This is a genomic window from Frateuria sp. GZRe12 (genome assembly GCF_051900535.1).
In the GTDB taxonomy this organism is placed as follows: domain Bacteria; phylum Pseudomonadota; class Gammaproteobacteria; order Xanthomonadales; family Rhodanobacteraceae; genus Frateuria_A.
Genome location: NZ_JBHZGI010000001.1, coordinates 864,291 through 882,777 on the forward strand (window position 1 = coordinate 864,291; position 18,487 = coordinate 882,777).

General features: G+C 66.4%; 11 protein-coding genes. 3 read left to right on the forward strand and 8 right to left on the reverse strand.

Annotation, left to right across the window (positions count from 1 at the left end; translation table 11 throughout):
* Positions 1-133 precede the first annotated feature (133 nt).
* A complete protein-coding gene (locus ACFWZ4_RS03935; RefSeq protein WP_439703413.1) occupies positions 134-640 on the reverse strand; it encodes a hypothetical protein in 507 nt (168 codons plus the stop codon).
* Between the two features lie 404 nt (positions 641-1,044).
* On the opposite strand from ACFWZ4_RS03935, the gene ACFWZ4_RS03940 reads away from it, so the two are divergent.
* Positions 1,045-2,709, forward strand: coding sequence for a TPR end-of-group domain-containing protein (locus ACFWZ4_RS03940; protein WP_439703414.1), 1,665 nt, complete (start codon positions 1,045-1,047; stop codon positions 2,707-2,709).
* Positions 2,710-2,805: 96 nt separating this feature from the next.
* Here ACFWZ4_RS03940 and ACFWZ4_RS03945 read toward each other — a convergent pair whose 3' ends face one another.
* Positions 2,806-3,405 (reverse strand): hypothetical protein, encoded by a 600-nt coding sequence (locus ACFWZ4_RS03945; RefSeq protein WP_439703415.1) that lies wholly within the window; start codon positions 3,403-3,405, stop codon positions 2,806-2,808.
* A 555-nt stretch (positions 3,406-3,960) separates the two neighbouring features.
* On the opposite strand from ACFWZ4_RS03945, the gene ACFWZ4_RS03950 reads away from it, so the two are divergent.
* Positions 3,961-4,827, forward strand: coding sequence for an endonuclease/exonuclease/phosphatase family protein (locus ACFWZ4_RS03950; protein WP_439703416.1), 867 nt, complete (start codon positions 3,961-3,963; stop codon positions 4,825-4,827).
* Between the two features lie 71 nt (positions 4,828-4,898).
* On the opposite strand, the gene ACFWZ4_RS03955 is transcribed toward ACFWZ4_RS03950, so the two are convergent.
* The 3 genes from ACFWZ4_RS03955 to ACFWZ4_RS03965 all read right to left on the reverse strand — a co-directional run bounded on the left by ACFWZ4_RS03955 (position 4,899) and on the right by ACFWZ4_RS03965 (position 9,916).
* Positions 4,899-6,110, reverse strand: coding sequence for an FG-GAP repeat domain-containing protein (locus tag ACFWZ4_RS03955; protein WP_439703417.1), 1,212 nt, complete (start codon positions 6,108-6,110; stop codon positions 4,899-4,901).
* Positions 6,111-6,144: 34 nt separating this feature from the next.
* Positions 6,145-7,299 (reverse strand): FG-GAP repeat domain-containing protein, encoded by a 1,155-nt coding sequence (locus ACFWZ4_RS03960; RefSeq protein ID WP_439703418.1) that lies wholly within the window; start codon positions 7,297-7,299, stop codon positions 6,145-6,147.
* 235 nt (positions 7,300-7,534) lie between these two features.
* Complete coding sequence (locus ACFWZ4_RS03965; RefSeq protein WP_439703419.1) at positions 7,535-9,916, reverse strand: glycoside hydrolase family 3 N-terminal domain-containing protein; 2,382 nt, start codon at positions 9,914-9,916, stop codon at positions 7,535-7,537.
* 104 nt (positions 9,917-10,020) lie between these two features.
* On the opposite strand from ACFWZ4_RS03965, the gene ACFWZ4_RS03970 reads away from it, so the two are divergent.
* Positions 10,021-11,874, forward strand: a complete 1,854-nt coding sequence (locus tag ACFWZ4_RS03970; RefSeq protein ID WP_439703420.1) for a family 43 glycosylhydrolase — start codon at positions 10,021-10,023, stop codon at positions 11,872-11,874.
* Between the two features lie 131 nt (positions 11,875-12,005).
* Here the strand turns inward: ACFWZ4_RS03970 and ACFWZ4_RS03975 are convergent, their stop codons facing one another.
* From ACFWZ4_RS03975 to ACFWZ4_RS03985, 3 genes are all read right to left on the reverse strand, one after another.
* A complete protein-coding gene (locus tag ACFWZ4_RS03975; protein WP_439703421.1) occupies positions 12,006-13,463 on the reverse strand; it encodes a glucoamylase family protein in 1,458 nt (485 codons plus the stop codon).
* Positions 13,464-13,537: 74 nt separating this feature from the next.
* Positions 13,538-15,055 (reverse strand): tryptophan halogenase family protein, encoded by a 1,518-nt coding sequence (locus tag ACFWZ4_RS03980; RefSeq protein ID WP_439703422.1) that lies wholly within the window; start codon positions 15,053-15,055, stop codon positions 13,538-13,540.
* Positions 15,056-15,119: 64 nt separating this feature from the next.
* Positions 15,120-18,146 carry a TonB-dependent receptor gene (locus ACFWZ4_RS03985; RefSeq protein WP_439703774.1) on the reverse strand — a complete coding sequence of 1,009 codons (3,027 nt, stop codon included), beginning with the start codon at positions 18,144-18,146 and terminating at the stop codon, positions 15,120-15,122.
* Between the last annotated feature and the right edge of the window lie 341 nt (positions 18,147-18,487).

Genomic DNA, 18,487 nt, shown 5'->3' on the forward strand with positions numbered 1-18,487 from the left:
TCTTCATGACCGGCCGGGGCAGCACTCGAGTGGGTGGTCGAGTCTGCCCCGGTTTTTCGGGCGGGCCGGCAAGTGGGGGAGTCACCAGCTCCGTACGATCAGTGCATCCGGCGCGTTTTCATGCACATCCTGCTCAGTCACGCAGATTCACCTCTGCGACCTGCGGGTAGGCTGGCTGCGTCGATGCCACGCGCTGGCCCTCGTTGCCGCCTTGCATCAGCCGGGGCGCCAAAGCGCAACGTGCGGTTCCCGAGGGCGTCGCACGCTTGCAGTACACGTTGACGATGGAAACCGTGTTCCGGGCGGGGTCGATTACCTGGATCTGTTTCGCCACGCCCGGGCCTGCGGAGTTGTCGATGGCGACGGCGATATGCGTCACGGGCGTGCCGCTCATACGCATCGCCTCCGATCGGTCGGCTGCCTGTCGTGCTTGTACGTACTGCCTGTGCGTGTTGCCGACAAGGGCGTGCAAGGTGTAGCCCGTATGCAGGTTGGCCACGTAGGTTTCGTACTGGCCCGGCACCGCGGTGACGGTGACATCGCGCAGGTTGGTGGCCTGCGTCTGGTCCTGGGCTGCGCTGGCGCCGCCGGCAAGAACAAGACCGAATGCAAGTGTGGTGGCATTGATCAGATGTTTCATGGAAGCCTCCCGACGGACGCCAATGTCCGTGGGATGATTTTCGGCCGGCGGCCAGCGCACTTGCTTGAGGAACTTCGGAGGAATCCGCGTGGATTCCATGAGGATTTCCGGCGGGTCATTCCATTTGGTCGAGGGCTCTGCAACTACCTGCTCGCGATATAGCGATCCAACGAGTGGTCCGCGATAAACGCATGCGACCATTGCGGCATTTACGCGCGTGCATGACTAATGGCCTACCCCGCCCGCCCCGCATTGGCGCCCACACCCACGCGCGCCTGATCTTCAGGGACTTGCTGCGCCGGGTTCGCTTTTCGCCACCGCCACCATCGCCGGCCAGTTCGATCCATCCTTAACCTTCGCTGTGATATTGCGGCCCGGTGGCCACTGAATCGAACAGTCCGCGCATGGACTACGCGTTCGGCGATATCCGCGTCGAGCCGGCGGCCCACCGCGTGTTGCGCGACGGCCACGAGCTCGAACTGGAACCGAAGGCGTATTCGGTGTTGCTGCAGTTCGTGACCCATCCGGGCGAACTGATCCAGCACGACGATCTGCTGGAACACGTGTGGGGACACAAGTGCGTCACCCCGGCATCGCTGAGCCGGGTCATCTCGCTGTTGCGCCAGAAGCTCGGCGATGAAGCGTCCGAGCCGCGCTACATCCAGACCGTGCACGGCCTGGGCTATCGCCTGATCGCCGGCGTCACTGCGAAGGATCCCGCGGAGATTGCCGTTGCCAGGGGCGACGTTGTCCGGCCATCGCGCATGGCCGATGGCGACCGCGACCGGCGCAGCATCGCGGTGCTGCCGTTCGTCAACATGAGCGGCGACGTGGAGAACGAATATTTCAGCGACGGCATCGCCGAGGAGATCCTCAGCCTGCTCACCAAGCTGCCGCAGCTGAAAGTCTCCTCGCGGACCTCCTCGTTCTTCTTCAAGGGCAAGGAGATCGACCTCCCGACGATCGCGGCCAAGCTGGACGTCGGCACCGTGCTCGAAGGCAGCGTGCGCCGGGCGGGCAGCCGGGTGCGCCTCACCGCGCAGCTGATCGACGTGGCGTCGGACTCGACTCTGTGGGCCGAGACATACGACCGCGAACTGCGCGACGTGTTCGCCATCCAGGACGACATCGCCCAGAGCATCGTCGACGCGCTGAAGGTCACCCTGTCGCCGAAGGAGCGCCGCGCGATCCAGTACGTCGCCACCGCCGACGTGCAGGCCTATGACGACTACCTGCGCGGGCGCAAATATTTCTATGCGTGGAACCGGCGCGATTCGCTGCGCGCCATCGATATGTACGAGCGCGCCATTGCACGGGATCCGAAGTACGCCGCGGCCTGGGCCGGCCTGTCGGATGCGTACGTCATGCGGCATCGCTTCCTGGATGCGAACCCGGCACACGTGGCGCAGGCCATGGAAGCCAGCGAGCGAGCCCTGCAGATGGATCCGGACTCGGCCGAGGCGCATGCCTCGCGCGGCCTGGCGCTGTACGTCAGCAAGCGGTTCAAGCAGGCCGAGCGGGAATTCGAGACGGCCATGATGCTCAACCCGAACCTGCTGGAAGCCTATTTCCTGTACGGCATGATCTGCAGCTCGCTGGGCAACTTCCAGAAAGCCGCCTGGCTGTACCTGCGCGCCGCCGAAGTCAGTCCCGCCGACTACCTGCCGCTGGTCTACCTCAGCCAGGCCTACAGCGAGATGGGCCGCAAGGAGGACGAACGCAAATCCCGCCATCGCGCGATCGAGTTGATCGAACGCGCCCTCAGCGTGAACCCCGACGATGCCCGGGCCCGCTACATGGGGGCCGCGAATTTCGCGGCGATGGGCGACAAGGCCAAGGCGATCGAGTGGGCCAACCTGGCACTGCGATCGAGCGAAGATGAGCCGATGGTGTTCTACAACGCGGCGTGCACGTTCGCGGTGCTGGAGGAACACGACCGGGCCATCGACCTGCTCGAACGCGCGGTCAAGCTCGGCTGGGGCGACCGCGCCTGGATGGCGAACGACAGCGACCTCGCCTCGCTGCGCGACAAGCCTCGCTTCCAGGCGCTGCTGACCAGCCTGAACTGAATCGCGCGGCGGGGACTGGCTCCCGAAAAAAGGAACCTGTCCCCGTTGTCGGTCGATCAAGGATTCGGCACTCGGGCCGGGCGTTGGCGGCCTCGATCAGGCCTTGTTGCGCAGGGCAGCGACCTTGGCCATGAGCTGGTTTATGGCGTTGATCGCCGTCGGTTTGCCGCCCAACGCATGCGCTCGAGTGAAATCGAAATCCACGAATCCGTTGCTTGTTTGAACGCGGATCCGACAGTCCTTGGCCGCCGTCATCTGCTCCAGCACGGAGTACGGGATAACGACTTCGTTGATGCCATACAGCCGGTCGGCGCCTGCTGCCCCGCCTCCTGCCGCGGCAGGGCTGGCTGGCTGGCCCGCCGAGTACTGCGAGATCTTGCCATCGATATTCAAGAAGAAGGCGCGCGTGTCGCTGAAAACCAGCGTGCCGCCAGTCCCAGGAGCCCAACCCATGACAAGCGCGATGCTGTCCGGCGTAGCGCTCGACCAACGGGCTCCAAGCTCCAGCGGCTCTGTCCATGTTCCATCCACGTTGGCGAGCGCATTGGGCGAGGCTTCGATGAGAGTGGCGTTGTCGAAGCCGGAGGTACGTTCCGTAACCACTCCACGCCCCGTCAGTTGGTCCAGCGTAGTGCAGCCGGACATGGCCAATGCGAAGGCAACCACGAACAAGCGCTTTCTGGTCGAACCGATCATGTGTATCTCCTTTGATGATCATTGGTGAGCGCGACACTTTGGCTGCAAGGCCAGGCGCAAGGCTCACGAGAGAAACGCCAACTTTGACCGCCGCACCGGGACACGGCAGATGATGCTTAGGGCTGCACCCGGGGCTGCGATCCAATGGCAGCTGGACGCAAAGGTCGAGCCGTGTCCGACAGGATCTCCCAATGCCGTGACCGCCACGATCGGCGCAACACGCGTCCCACCGTCATCCGGGCAACCCGTCTGTTGTCAGACAATCCTTCCGGTATCAGTCCAGTGGTCTTGATCGGCTGCGTGCGATGCGGGTGATGGCCGCAACGACCGGAACCGTCTTTTCTGCGACAGTCGGAAGCTGTGTCTGCGCCCCAAGGGTGTAAGTGGATGGGCGCAAAGATGGAGGGGATACTGGAAGGCGCCGGACGGCGCGACCATGTGTGCGGAGCGCGCGAATGGCGCCATGCCTTTCGCAACGCGTGAACCCGTGGCAGGCCAAGCTCCCTCCCGGCTGTCGCCCAGCGCGTCCTTCGCTTCCCCAACAGGAGTTGTTCCATGCGTCTGCTGTCACACATCTTCCTGGTCTGCGGACTTGCGCTCGCATCCGGCATGGCCAACGCCGCCGCTTCGCGTGCCCCACACGACCTTCGCGTGATGACCTTCAACGTGCGCTACGGCACGGCCGACGACGGCATCAACGCCTGGCCCCGACGCCGTGACCTGATGGTCCGGGTCATCCGGCAGGAACACCCGGACATCATGGGCACGCAGGAACTGCTCTCGCCCCAGGGCGACTACCTGCAGCAGCATCTGCCGGGCTACACGTGGTTCGGCATGGGGCGCAACGGCAACGAGATCGACGAGAACGGCAACGAGCACATGGGCGTGTTCTACGACAGCACGCGCCTGCAAGTGCTCGAGTCCGGCAACTTCTGGCTGTCGCAGACGCCGGACAAGCCCGGAAGCATCGGAGCCGGCCTATTGATGCCCCGGATGGTCACCTGGGCGAAATTCCACGACCGGCGCAGCGGCAAGGATTTCTACTACTACGACACGCACTTTCCCTACCGCGACGGCGAGGAGGCCGAGGCGACCCGCGAGCGTTGCGCCGAGCAAATCCGGCAGCGCCTGGCGCAACTGCCTGGCTCGGTTCCCGTCATCCTGACCGGTGACTTCAACACGACGCCGGACAGCAGGACGCACGCTTCCCTGGCTGAAGTCCTGCGCGATGCGCGGACGTCGGCGCCACGACGCGAAGGCCCGGCGGGCAGCTTCCACGACTTCACCGGCCATGCGACCAGGCGCATCGACTGGATCCTGTACCGCGGCCTGAAGGCCGACGACGTGCGCACGATCACCACGCACGAGGGCAAGGTCTACCCGTCGGACCATTTTCCCGTGGTCGCCGATTTCAGCTGGTAAACGGCGCGCGATCTCGCCGGTTGGGATCACGCGGATCATGGCGGTTGCCTCGCGCCCCGTCCGCGGCGCGATCAGCGGGAGGACGCCGGTGCGGGCGTCGCTGTCGAGGGTGCGCCCACCACGTACCAGCCCTGCGGATAGGTCCACTGCCGCAGGTCGTCGGGCACCGGTGCCGTACCGGTTTCCCCGCCGTACGGCGACACGATGACGCCCGCGGCGCCGATGGTCGGCGCATGCCTGTCCAGCACGTACAGGCCCGTGAAGCGGGTGGTGCCACCCTTGATGATGTATCCGCCGGAGAGGGGATCGGCCGCCGATCCACCCGTCCAGCCTCCGGACACCGGTTCCACGCCAATCTGCTTTCCCCGCGCATCGAAGATGCGCGAGAAGACGGTCCCGCTTCCGGCGTAAGCCTTCCCGTCGGAGTCATACAACACGTGCTCGACCCCGATATAGGCTCCCATGAAGCCACCGCCGAGAGCCCAGGCCCCGTTCAGATCGACATACGGACTGAGGTCGTAGGACGTGAACCCGTTGCCCTGGCTGTCCCAGACGTAGAGGTCCTCGGCCGCGCTCGTCCACAGGATGCTCAGCCGTTTGGACGGCGTGTAGTAGCCCAGCCCGATCGGGTAGTAGCCCGGAGCCATGCCGACCACTTTGCTGCCGATTCGTGTCGGCCCGTCCATCAGCCAGTAACCAAACTGGCTGGCCTCCGGGTTCAGCCAGAGCAGGTCGTCGCGACCGTCGCCGTTGATGTCGCCGGCGCCGATCAGCTGCCAGCCCGACGGATAGTCGTAGATCCGTCGCGAAGCGAAGGCCCCGTTACGGTGATTGGTCCACAACCAAAGGTCATGCGCGCCGCTGGTGAACACCAGATCGGCGAAACCGTCGCCATCCAGGTCGCCGACCGCGCCGACGAAGTAGCCGGGGGTGATCTTGTAGGTGCGGATGCCGATCCTCCTGACGCCAGGATCGAATAGCGTCGGCACGCCTGCCTGCATCAGCCAGTACCCGAGCGTGGCTTCGGCCGGGTTGAACCAGAGCAGATCGGAGGTGCCGTCCCCGTTGAAATCGCCCGGGATACGGTCGCTGCCTGGAATCGGCGTCTGCGCCTGCAAGGCAGGCAACGTATGGAATGAGACGACGGGCCCGCTCGCCCGGGCCGCCGGCGTGGCGGCCAAGGCGACGCTTGCGAGCGCCGCAAGCATTCCCGTCCGCGTGCGCGCCGCGCCGGCGACAATGACGGACCTTCCCCGCGAGACTCCGTTACTTGTCAGCTCCATGCCAGACCTCCCTTTCCGATGATCCGGACGTGCGTCAGTCCCACGGCGGCGCGGAGGTCCCATTGGCGGGCGCACCGACGACATACCATCCAGCCGGATAGCTCCAGTTCACCGCGTAATGATGGGGCAGCGGCGCATTTCCACTGAAGAGCGTGCCGGTCACGCCACTGTTGGAAAGCGTCCAGGTGCCCTGATCGACCATGTACAGGCCCGTCAGGTTCTTGCCATTGCCGAGAATGGCGTAGCCGGCAGCACCCACCAGCGGTCCTTCCGCGCCCGTCCAGTACCGGGTGACCTGGACCCCTGTCTGCCGTCCCGTGCCATCGAACGTCCGGGTCATGAACTGGGCGTCACCGTAGACGTTGTTCGCCGCGTCCCAATGCTCGATGCCAATCTGGGCCCCGGCGTATCCGCCGCCGAAAGCCCACACGGTGCTGGTGTCCACGTACGCGGAAAGGTCGTAGCTGCGGAAGCCTGTGCCTGCGCCGTCCCACACGTAGAAGTCGTGCGCGGGGCTCGTCCACAGGATGCTCAGCCGGCTGGACGGCGTGTAATAACCGACGCCGACCGGATAGTAACCACAGGCAACCGGCATGATCTGGCTGCCGATGCGCTTCCCACCCTGCATGCGCCAGTAGGCGAACTGGCATCCGTCGGGGTTCAGCCACAGCAGATCGTCGAAGCCGTCACCGTCGATATCTCCGGAGCCCACCAACTGCCACCCGGCGGGATAGTTGTAAATGCGCGTGGACTTGAAGCGACCTTGCTTGTTATTCGTCCACAACCAAAGGTCGCGCGCGGCGCTGGTAAAGACGATATCGGCGAAACCATCCCCGTTGAAATCGCCCACTGCGCCGGCGAAATATCCCGTGGTGATCGTCCATATGCGGCTGGCCACATGGCTTATGGCGCGGTCGCTTGCGGTGGGCACGCCGATGGACATGGTCCAGTAACCGAGCTGGGACGTCGTCGGGTTGAACCACAGCACGTCCGACATGCCATCGCCATTGAAGTCACTCTGGATGTGCGAGCGACCCGGCTGGGGCGTGGCCGGCTGCAGGACCGGCAGGTTGCCGAACGAAACGACGGGGCCGGCGGTCTGGGCTGGCGTGGCGGTCGCCCAGGCCAGCGATATCACCATGGACAGGGCCATCGCGGCGCGGCGCAAGTACGAAGCGGAAAGAGTCATCTGCCTTCCTGGGTTGGCGGCAGGACGCACGTCCGGGGGGCCCACCGTCCCTAGATGCGCCCGCAAGAGGCGCACCTACGGAACTTTGTCGCTGCAAACCCTGGGAGTTACGTCCCGAAAAAACGGCGTCTTCCCGGTAGCAGGAGCGGTGCCGGCGTTGAAGACCGCATTCTGGACCGGTGCCTTCCGGCAACGCAACGGCCACGGATGTCCCTGGGCGACCGGCGATCGTCCTCTACGGCGTGACGTCGAAGTCAGCCTGCTCCCTCGCCTGCGAGCTGCCGCCGACCCACACCGTGTAGTGCGTCGGTTCCACCACCTGACGGCTGTGCACGTCGTAGAACGACAGTTCGGGGAAGCCGAGCTCGAAGCGCACCTGCCGCGACTCGCCCGGCTTCAGGGTCACGCGCTGGAAGCCTTTGAGGCTGCGCACCGGCTGCTCGACGCTGGCGCCGAGGTTGCGCACGTAGAGCTGCGCGACTTCCGTGCCTTCGCGCTTGCCGGTGTTGGTCAGCGTGGCCGTGACCGTCACCAGCGATCTGGCGCCGGGCCGGTTCGCCTCGACCAGCGGCAGCGTGCCGCGCGACACGCGCACGTCGGAGTAGGCGAAGCTCGTGTAACCCAGGCCATACCCGAACGGGAACAGCGCGTCGTTGGGCACGTCGATGTAGCGCGAGACGAAGCGCGTTTCGCCGCCGCTGGGAGGCTTGCTCAAGTCGGCGTCGCCGGCGGGACGCCCGGTCGGGAACTGCGCGTAGTACAGCGGCTCCTGCCCGACCGCGCGCGGGAAGCTCATCGGCAGCTTGCCGCTGGGCGCCGCGTCGCCGAACAGCACGTTGGCCAGCGCGTTGCCCGCCTCGGTCCCCGGGAACCACACCGCCATGATTGCCGGCACGTGTTGGGCCGCCCAGTCCAGCACCAGCGGTCGACCGGAGAACACCAGCAGCACCACTGGCTTGCCCGTCGCCGCGATCTTCTCCAGCAGTTGCTGCTGGTTGCCCGGCAGGTCGAGGTGCGCACGCGAGCCCGCCTCGCCGCTCATTTCCGAAGACTCGCCCAGCGCCATGACCACCACGTCGGCCTGGCGCGCAGCCTGCAGCGCGGCATCGAAACCCGTCGCCGAGTCGCCCAGGATGTCCGTGCCATGGGCGAACAGCACGTGGCCGCCATGCTGCTGCATGCGGCGCTCCATCGCCTGCCGCAGCGTCACCACGTCGGACGCCTGCGTTGCGCCGCCCCAGGCGCCCTGCATCTCGTTGGAAGCATCGGCGAGCGGGCCGATCAATGCCACCGACTTCACCTGGTTGCCCAGCGGCAGCACCGGCTTGCCGCCGGCAGGCGCGTTGCGCAACAGCACGAACGACTCCTCGGCGGCACGGCGCACCAGCGGTCGATGGGCAGGCACCGCGTGCGTCACTTCGGTGCCGTGCGCATAGGGATGCTCGAACAGTCCCAGTGCGAACTTGACCCGCAGCACGCGCCGCACGGCCTCGTCCACGGTGGCCATCGAGAGCCTGTGCTCGGCCAGCAGCCTGGGGATCTGCGTGTCGTAGAAGTGGGACATCATGTCCACTTCCACGCCCGCCTCCAGCGCTTTCTCCGTCGCGGTGGCGGCGTCGAGCGCGATGCCGTGGTGGGTCAGCTCCATCACCGCCGTGTAGTCGCTGACCACGAAGCCGTTGAAGCCCCATTCCTTGCGCAGGATCTCGTCCATCACGTAGGGGTTGGCGGTGGCCGGTACGCCGTTGAGCGCGTTGAACGAACTCATCATCGTCGCCGCGCCCGCCTCCACCGCGGCCTTGTATGGCGGCAGGTAGACCTGCCGCAGGCGGATGTCGGACATGTCGGTGGTGTTGTACTCGCGCCCCGCCTCGGCCGCGCCGTACGCCGCGAAGTGCTTGACCGAGGCGGCGACATGGTCCGGCCGGGAAAGGTCGTTGCCCTGGTAGCCGCGCACGTAGGCGCGCGCCATCGCCGAGCCCAGGTACGGGTCCTCGCCCGCGCCTTCGGTCGAGCGGCCCCAGCGCGCGTCGCGCGAGATGTCGACCATCGGCGAGTAGAACCATTTCACGCCGGCGGTGGTGGCTTCGGTGGCGGCCATGTGCGAAAGGTCCTCGACCAGCGCCGTATCCCACGATGCCGCCAGGCCCAGCGGCACCGGATAGATGGTGCGGTAGCCGTGGATCACGTCCGCGCCGAACAGGATCGGGATGTGCAGGCGGCTGTGCATCGCCGCTTCCTGGAAGGCGCGCGTCTTTTCCGCCCCGATCACGTTGAGCATCGACCCCAGCCGGCCCTGTTTCGCCAGCGCCATGGCGTCGACTTCGGTCTTGGTCTCCGGGTTGGCGGCCAGCGCCTGGTCGCCGGCGGACGGGGTCGGCGCGCTGAAGCCCTGGTCGTTGTACTGGACGAGCTGGCCGATCTTTTCTTCCAGCGTCATCTGCTTGAGCAGCGCATCGACACGCCGTTCGATCTCCGGCGAGGCCAGTTGCGCGTTCGAGGGTGCCGTGGCGTGCGGCAAAGTACCGGCGACCTGCCCCAGGGCGACTGTGCACGTGAACGTGCTTGCGAGCAGCAACACGGCGGGGCGCAAACGGAAGATCGATGATCGGTTCATGGCAGCACGGGATGCGAGCGGCAGCGCCCGCTTGAGCGTGAAGACGTTTACACGACCGGGTGTGAAAAGATCAGATGTTCCCGACCCGGCCGAGGCCGCACGCCATGCCACACGCCTGCCCTGCCCGCTCCTGCCTCGCACTCGTTCTGATGGTGGTCGGCGGCCTCTCCGCCTCCGATGCCGACGCCGCGGTGAATCCCCACGCGCGCACCTGGGCCAACCCGGTCGACGTCGACTACCGCTACAACTACGAACAGATGAACCAGGGCATCTCCTACCGCACCGGCGCCGATCCGGCGGTGGTGCGCTACGGCGACGCGTACTACCTGTTCCTGACCCTGGCCGATGGCTACTGGCGCTCCACCGACCTGGTGCACTGGGACTTCGTCAAGCCGGACCGCTGGCCGTTCGACGGCCCGGTGGCGCCGGCCACGCTGGTCGCCGACGGCAAGCTGTTCCTGATGCAGTCGGCGATGCAGCCGGTGCCGCTGCTGTACTCGACCGACCCCGCGCATGGCCACTGGAATTTCTGGACGCGCCTGTTGCCGCCGGTCCCCGGCGCCGTCTGGGCCGGCCACGAGAGCGAGATGAAGCCCGGCGACCTGCCGCCCGGCCCGTGGGACCCGGGCCTGTTCCGCGATCGGGATGGCAAGACCTACCTGTACTGGGATTCATCGAACGTCTTCCCGCTCTACGGCGCGCAGATCGATCTGGCGCTGGACCATGCGGCCGAAGGCGAAGGCAAGCGCGTCACCTTCGTCGGCAAGCCGCAAGCGCTGCTGCGCCTGCATCCGGACCAGCACGGCTGGGAGCGCTTCGGCCAGGACCATACCGACGAGAGCATCCACCCCTACGTCGAGGGCGCCTGGATGAACCGCCACGGCGACACCTACTACCTGCAGTACGGCGCGCCCGGCACCGAGTTCAACGTCTACGCCACCGGCCTCTACACCAGCGACAAGCCGCTCGGTCCGTTCCGCTACGCACCGTACAACCCCATCGGCTACAAGCCCGGCGGGTTCGTGGTCGGTGCCGGCCACGGTTCCACCTTCGACGACGCCTACGGCAACACATGGAACACCGGCACGATGTGGGTCGCGGTGAACTGGCGCTTCGAGCGGCGCGTCGATCTATTTCCCGCGGGCTACCACGACGACGGCCAGATGTGGGTCGATACCCGCTTCGGCGATTTCCCGCAGCGCATGCCCGACCACAAGCTCAAGCCCGGCGAGAGCACGTTCACCGGCTGGATGCTGCTGTCCTGGCGCAAGCACGCCACCGCCTCGTCGCAGTTGCCCGGGCACGGCCCGGCCGAGGTCACCGACGAAAATCCGCGCACCTACTGGGTCGCCGCGCAGGACAATCCCGGCCAGACGCTGGCCATCGACCTTGGTGACACGCGCAGCGTGCGCGCCGTGCAGGTGAACTTCACCGACTACAAGGCCGGCCGTTACGGCGACGCGCCGGACATCGTCACGCGGTTCAAGCTCGAAGGCTCCACCGACGGCAAGCACTGGACCCTGCTTGCCGATCTGTCGCACGAGCAGCGCGACCGGCCCAACGCCTACCTGGAGCTCGAGGCGCCCGCGCACGTGCGCTACGTGCGCTACGTGCACGGGCACGTCGGCGCAAAACACCTGGCGATCTCCGACCTGCGCGTGTTCGGCAATGCGGACGGCGCACCGCCGCCACCGCCGAAACTGATCTCTGCCAAGCGCGATGCGGACACGCGCAACGCCGAGATCGCCTGGAAGCCGGTACCGGGCGCCGTGGGCTACAACGTGCGCTGGGGACTGTCCGCCGACCGCCTGCACGAGACCTACCAGCGCTTCGCCGACCAGCCGACGCACCTGCAGCTGCGTTCGCTCAACAAGGGCGTGCGCTACGTGGTGGCCGTCGAGGCGTTCGACGAACACGGCGTGTCGAAGCTTTCGCGGGTGGCGACGCTCGAGCCCTGAGCCATCGTCCGACAGGTTGGTTTCGTTGTAGGACCCCACCCTGTTTGCGACCGCCGTGCGACCCGCGGAGCTGGTTCCCGGTCGCGCCCTGGCGCGTTTCTACAGGCTCCGCCAGGTGGGCTTGACGAACATCAGGGCGCAGGCGCGTCCAGCCAGCCGCCGGTGAAGCCGGCCTTCTCCAGGCCCTTGCGGATGTACGGGTTTCGCCGCATGACCTTCCAGACGAAGTCGCTGCGCCAGTTCTCGATCATCAGCACGATCGGGCCCTGGTCGATGCCCAGCTGCACGCTGTCGACCCAGCCCAGCCCCGGCACCAGCCGACCCGTGCGCAATTCGGTGTCCGTATGGAAGCTCGGGTTGAAGGCGTCGACGAAGCCGTAGCGGTCGTAGATGGATTTGCCGTAGCGCTGCTTCATCGTCGCCAGCGCCGGAATCACGATCTCCGGCGCGAAGGCGATCGAGCCGCCTGCCGCCGTGGGGGCGATGGTGCCGTCGTCGGAGATGTAGTCGAGCCCGGCGCCGCGCGCCGTGTAGCCTTCGAATTTCAGCGTCTTGTCGCCCTGCTCCACGACAATGCCGCCCGGCCCGTTGCTGGCGGTCAGGCCCCACACGTTGGCGCCGTAGCCGGTCCAGTGGCCGGGGTTGGCGATGGCGTAGTTGCGCTGGCTGTAGGTAGCGCGCCGGCTGTTCTGGAAGTAGTCCAGGTCGTGCTCGCGGTTCCAGTCGTCGCGGATGCCGCGGAAATCCACCCACACATGGCTGTACTGGTGGCCGAACATCGGCGCGAAGTTGAGGAAGGTCTGCCCGTGGAACGCACCCCAGGTGGTGTCGTTGGTCGATGTCCAGGCCTTCCATGCCGTCGGTTGCACCGGATGCGTCGGCGAGCCCAGCGCGAGGATGTAGACCAGCATGCCTTCGTTGTAGCCCTTCCAGTCGGCGGGGATGAACTGGCCACCCGGGGTCCAGCCCATGCTGATCAGCGGCGCGCGCGCCTGCATCCAGGGCCAGTCGACGCGGCGGTAGATCGCGTCGGCCAGAGCGCGGATCTCGCGTTCGGCGGGCGTGTCGCGGTCATAGTAGGACTGCGCGAACAGCACGCCGCCGAGCAGCAGCGTGGTGTCGACGCTGGACAGTTCGACCCAGCGCCCGAAGCGCTTGCCCGTCTGCATGTCCAGGAAGTGGTAGTAGAAGCCGTGGAAGCCGGCGGTGTCGTCCTCGCTGTCGTTCTGCGGCGCGTCCCGGAAGAAGCGCAGCGTGGCGAGCGTGCGCTCGGCCGCCTGTTCGCGCGTGATGTAGCCGCGCTCGACGCCCACGCCGTAGGCGGTCAGACCGAAGCCGACGGCGGCGATGCTCGAGAATGACTCGCCCGGATAGTGATCGGGCACCAGCCCGGTCTTCGGATCGGCGCTGTCCCAGAACCAGTCGAAGGTGCGTCGCTCCAGGTCGTCCACGAGTTTCTGCTGCGCGGGCGGCAGCGACGCATAGGTGGTCGCCGCGGGCGTGGGTGTCGCCGCGCGGACCGGCGAGGTGGCCGCGAGGGCGGTGGCGAGGAAGGCGGTCGTCAGTGCTTGGGAGAATCGGAAAGGCATGGGGACGACATCCGTCGAGGGGTGGGAGACAACCGGCCACCGCCGAACGGCGAGGAACGGACCGAAGATGCGACTCAGGCTGGCACCGGCACGGCGGCGCAGCAGCGCTCGATGAAGGCGGCGTGGCTGGGCATCGCCTGCACGCAACTGGCGATCACACGTCCCACGTTGGCGATATAGCCGTCCACGTCGGACTGGGCGACCTGGTCCACCAGCGGGTGGTACTGCGCCGGCACGATGCCCTGGCCGATCATCACCTGCACCCAGCTGACCAGCGCGAACATCTCCTCGCCCTGGCGGAAGAAGCGGCCGCTGTCGCGGAACAGGCGGATGGTCTCGGCCAGCGCCGGCGGCACCGCCATCGTGCGGCAGTCGTTCCAGAACGCGCTGTCGGTGCGTGTCGTGGCGTGGTAATGCAGAATCAGGAAGTCGCGGATGCGCTCGTACTCGAACACCGACTGGGCGTTGTAGCGCTCCATCAGCACCGGGTCGAAGTCGTTCCAGGGGAACAGGTTGAGGAACCGGGCGATGCCCGACTGCACCATGTAGATGCTGGTCGATTCGAGCGGTTCCATGAAGCCGCTGGCCAGGCCCAGTGCGACCACGTTGCGGTCCCAGAACTTGCGCCGCATCCCCGCGGTGAAGCGCAGCACGCGCGGCTCGCCGAGCGGGCGGCCGTCCAGATGCTTCAGCAACGTGGCCGCCGCCTCGTCGTCGCTCAGGTGAGCGCTGGAATAGACGTGGCCGTTGCCGGTGCGATGCTGCAACGGGATGCGCCACTGCCACCCGGCGGCACGCGCGGTGGCGCGCGTGTACGGCGTGGGCGGGCCAACCTTCTCGCAGGCCACCGCCACCGCGCGGTCGCACGGCAGCCAGCGGCTGAAGTCGTCGTAGCCGGCGTGCAGCGTCTGCTCGATCAGCAGGCCGCGGAAGCCGGAGCAGTCGACGAACAGGTCGCCTGCGATTCGCGTACCGGAGGCCAGCGTGACCGCCTCGACGAAACCGTTGTCCGGATGCAGCGCGACATCGACGATCTTGCCTTCGATGCGCTGCACGCCGTGGCGTTCGGCGTAGTCGTGCAGGAAGCGCGCGTACAGCCCGGCATCGAACTGGTAGGCATAGGCGATGTTGGCCAGCGGCGAGGTCGGCGGCACGTCGCTGGCCGACACCATGAACCTGCCCTGCCCGGCCGCCAGCGCGTTGAGCGAGTAGGCACCAAGGTCGGCTGCCTTGCCCTGCCGGCGTGCCTTCAGCCAGTACTGGTGGAACGGCAGCAGCCCCAGGTCGGGGCCGAGGTTGCCGAAGCTGTGGAAGTAGCGATCGCCGATGCGCCCCCAGTCGTTGAACTGGATGCCGAGCTTGAACGTGCCCTGCGTGCGCCGTACGAACTCGGCTTCGTCGATGCCGAGCAGGTTGTTGAACAGCTTCAGGTGCGGCACGGTCGACTCGCCCACGCCGACGATGCCGATCTCGTCAGACTCGATCAGCCGGATCGCATAGCGTCCGCCGAGCACCTTGGCGAAGGCGGCGGCAGCCATCCAGCCTGCCGTGCCGCCACCGACGATGACGATGTCGCGAATGGGTCCGCTCATGGAAGGCGCCAGGTGGGAGCTGCACTCCCGCACGGCCATGGCCGTGAGGGAGTGCGAATACGCGCTAGAAGTTCAGGCCGACCTCGAACTTGAACGTGCGCGGCACGAAGGTGATGTTGCCCAGGCGGTTGTACTCCACCGTCGCCTGCCCGTTCGCGTAGGTCGGAACGTAGTCGACGAAGTTGTCCCAGTTGAACACGTTCAACACGTCGAACCGGCCGAACAGCGTCACCCCGTGGCCGAGGTCGAAGTTCTTGGTCGCCTGGAAGTCGATGTCGCGGTAGCCCCAGATCTTGCCGCCGAAGATGAAGCGCGAGCCACCCGGCGTCGCCGCCTGCGGTATGCAGTTGTTGCCGGCTGGGAACACCGCGCCGTCGTAGCAGGCGATGCCGTTGAACGGCAGCGGCGTGGCCAGGGTCAGCTTCGCCGACAGCGTGGTGCCCCACGGTCCGTCGACGTTGCCGGTGGCGACGAAGCGATGCTTGGCCGCGGCATTGGAGGTGATGAACGGGTAGTCGCCGATGGTTGCCTCGTCGAACGAGTAATGCTCGTTGATGTCGCGGTTCTGCTTGGCGTGGGTGAAGGTGTAGGCGAACGTCGCGCCCCAGTGTGATTCCTTCGTGTACGGCTTTTCCGCCGAGAGCAGCAGCTGGGTGGTGCGGGTGGCGATGCCGTTGTTGCCTACGATCAGCGCGCCGAAGCCGGGCACGCCGTTGCCCCACGGCTGGCTGTTGTTCTGGAAGAACGCGCCGTCCGGGTAGCGGTTGCCGAGCGTGAAGGCGAAGCCGTCGTGGCTGAGGATGCGCGATACCGTCGCGCTCGTGTTCCAGTCGCCCACCTGGTTGCGCATGCCGAGGCTGAACTGGTCGGAGTACGGCGCCTTCAGGTGGTTGTTCATCAGGTCGACCTCGGTCCCGGCATTGCTGCTGGGGCCAAGCAACGCCTGCAGGTTAGACAGACCGTTGAGGTAGTTCGGGTTCCAGTCGTAGCAGGGGGTCGAGTTGCGGTGGCACAGGCCGGTCGCGGGGTCACGGAAGTAGATCGTGTACTGCGGCAGCGCCGACTTGGTCGTTTCGAGCTGCAGGTAGTCGTACAGGTCGCGGTCGTAGGCGCGGCCGGCGCCGCCGAAGATCACGTGCGCCTCGTCGCCGAACAGGTCGTAGGAGAAGCCCAGCCGAGGCTGCCACTCGCCCTTGTAGGCAGAGCGGTTCCGACCGGTGCTGATGTAGTCGTTGACGTCGATGCCGCCCAGCGCCAGCGACTGCGCGTAGGTCTGGCCCGGGGGACCGTTCGGGTCCTGGCTGTTGAGCGCGGCCACGACGTTCGCGGGGGTGACGAAGTTGGTGTACGAGGGCGTGCGCTCGTAGTCCCAGCGCACGCCAAGGTTCAGCGTGAACTTGTCGGTGATGTCCCAGTCGTCCTGGATATAGGCGCCGAACTGGTGGCTCTTGGTGGACACCGACGGCGTGAGTCCCAGCCCCGTCACCGGCTTGGTGAAGAAGGCCTTGTACGGCGTGGCCGCCGTGCCGGCGGTCGTCACGTTGTAGGAAAACTGCGGGTTGACGTCGGCCGCGTCGGCCGCGTTCAGCGTGACCATCTTCTTCTTGAAGCCCAGCTTGATCACGTGGTCGCCGTGCCACTGCAGGTCGTTGAAGGTGAAGTCGTCCTGGATGGCCGGACCCTTCTGCCCCTTGTTTTGCGTGGCCAACGGGTTGGCCGCGCCGGTCTGGATGATCACCGGGTCGTCGGTCGGGCGCTCCCAGGTGTAGACCAGGCCGTTGCCGTAGTTGAGCGCGGTCGGTGCGTTGAAGGCGTCCTCGTAGGTCAGCAGCAGCTCGTTGAAGTACGCCTCGCCGCTGTGCTGCCAGCGCAGCGTGTAGCGCTTGTCGTTGTTGCGGGTGCTGTAGCCGACGGAGGGAGCGTTCTGGTCGCCGATGCCGCCAAGCTGGTTTTCCTTGCGGATCTGTGCGCTGGCCTCGAAGCGGTCGCGGTCGGTCGGCTCCCAGTCGAGCTTGCCGAAGTAGAGGTCTTCCTTGAAGTTCAGCCCGGCCGGGCCGAACAGCCCGGCCACGTCGGCGGGCAGGTAGGCCACGCCCGGCGCGCCGTCGGCGCTGGGCACGACGGTGATCGGCGTATCGAAGCGCTTGGCCTCGTACGTCGCGAAGAAATGCATCTTGTCCTTGATGATCGGACCGCCGATGGCGAAGCCGTATTCCTTTTCCTCCGACGGCGTCTTGGTGCCGGAGTCGCGCTCGGCCGGCGTGCGCTCGCGGAACGCATCGTTGGTATAGCGGTAATAGGTCTCGCCGTGGAATTCGTTGGTGCCGGACTTGGTCTGCGCCGTCACCGCGGCCGAGGAGATCTGGTCGTACTCGGCCTTGTAGTTGGAGGTGATGACCTTGTACTCGCCGATCGCCAGCTGCGGGAACGGGTTGCCCTGGCTGCCGAACTGGCCGCTGACGCCGCCTTCCTTGACGTAGCTCTTCTGGCCCACGCCGTCGATGTAGACGTTGACCGAGCTGTTGTTCATCGCGCCGCCGCGCAGCGAGGTGTTGCCCTTGGAGTCGACGGTGAAGACCATGCCGGGCACGGTGTCGGCGAACTCCAGGAAGTTGCGCGAGATCTGCGGGATGGTCTGGATCTGGCGCAGCGAAATGGTGTTGCCCACTTCCGGCGTCTTGACCTCGGTAAGCGTGGTCGCGGTGACCGACACGCCGCCAAGCGTGGTGGCGGCGGCCGGCGAAGGCGCACCCGCGGCCACCGGCGCACCGGCCGCGACCGGCGCCTGGAGGTTCAAGGTCGCGGTGGAGGCCACCGTCAGCGTCACCGTCTGCTTGGTTCCGGGGCCGGCATCGACCTGATAGGTGCCCGGCTGCAGGCCGGGCAGCGCATAGCTGCCGTCCGCGCCAGTGCGCGTGCGTCGCACCGACCCGGTCGCCACGTTGCGGGCGGTGACCTGGGCGTTGGCCGGGCCGGTGCCGCGCAGGGTGGCGTTGGCGGTCTGCGCCCAGGACACGTCCGGGGCGGCGGCGAAAGCGGCCACCGAGCCGGTGATCAGGCTCGCCAGCAGGCGTTTGTTCAAGCGCAACATCGTGTTCATCGTTCCACCCCGAGGTCCGGCTTTTGGTGGGATGGTTGTTTCAACCGGGTGATGCGTTCGTGAGTTTTCTGCCGGCGATGTCTCCGATGCCGATTTCCTGCCCGCGGAAGTGGGGACGTCAAGATCCTGCGGGAATGTTCAGCCCGCTCGCACGCCACCAGACTCCACCGGGAAGGGCTACTGCACGACCGACCCCGAAGGCATGGGGCTGCCCCGCTTCGCCACAGGGCACGTCAGCGGACAGAAGAGGCACTCCATACCCGGTCTTTCGCCCCTTTTCACCCAGGCCAAATGCCGTTGGCGATACTCAGGCATTCCCCTGCAAGGTCGCT

Coding starts and splice junctions, on each gene's coding strand:
- ACFWZ4_RS03950 (WP_439703416.1), top strand. CDS start 3,961: ATGCGTCTGCTGTCACACATCTTCCTGGTCTGCGGACTTGCGCTCGCA.
- ACFWZ4_RS03945 (WP_439703415.1), bottom strand. CDS start 3,405: ATGATCGGTTCGACCAGAAAGCGCTTGTTCGTGGTTGCCTTCGCATTG.
- ACFWZ4_RS03975 (WP_439703421.1), bottom strand. CDS start 13,463: ATGCCTTTCCGATTCTCCCAAGCACTGACGACCGCCTTCCTCGCCACC.
- ACFWZ4_RS03955 (WP_439703417.1), bottom strand. CDS start 6,110: ATGGAGCTGACAAGTAACGGAGTCTCGCGGGGAAGGTCCGTCATTGTC.
- ACFWZ4_RS03940 (WP_439703414.1), top strand. CDS start 1,045: ATGGACTACGCGTTCGGCGATATCCGCGTCGAGCCGGCGGCCCACCGC.
- ACFWZ4_RS03970 (WP_439703420.1), top strand. CDS start 10,021: ATGCCACACGCCTGCCCTGCCCGCTCCTGCCTCGCACTCGTTCTGATG.
- ACFWZ4_RS03985 (WP_439703774.1), bottom strand. CDS start 18,146: ATGTTGCGCTTGAACAAACGCCTGCTGGCGAGCCTGATCACCGGCTCG.
- ACFWZ4_RS03965 (WP_439703419.1), bottom strand. CDS start 9,916: ATGAACCGATCATCGATCTTCCGTTTGCGCCCCGCCGTGTTGCTGCTC.
- ACFWZ4_RS03960 (WP_439703418.1), bottom strand. CDS start 7,299: ATGACTCTTTCCGCTTCGTACTTGCGCCGCGCCGCGATGGCCCTGTCC.
- ACFWZ4_RS03980 (WP_439703422.1), bottom strand. CDS start 15,055: ATGAGCGGACCCATTCGCGACATCGTCATCGTCGGTGGCGGCACGGCA.
- ACFWZ4_RS03935 (WP_439703413.1), bottom strand. CDS start 640: ATGAAACATCTGATCAATGCCACCACACTTGCATTCGGTCTTGTTCTT.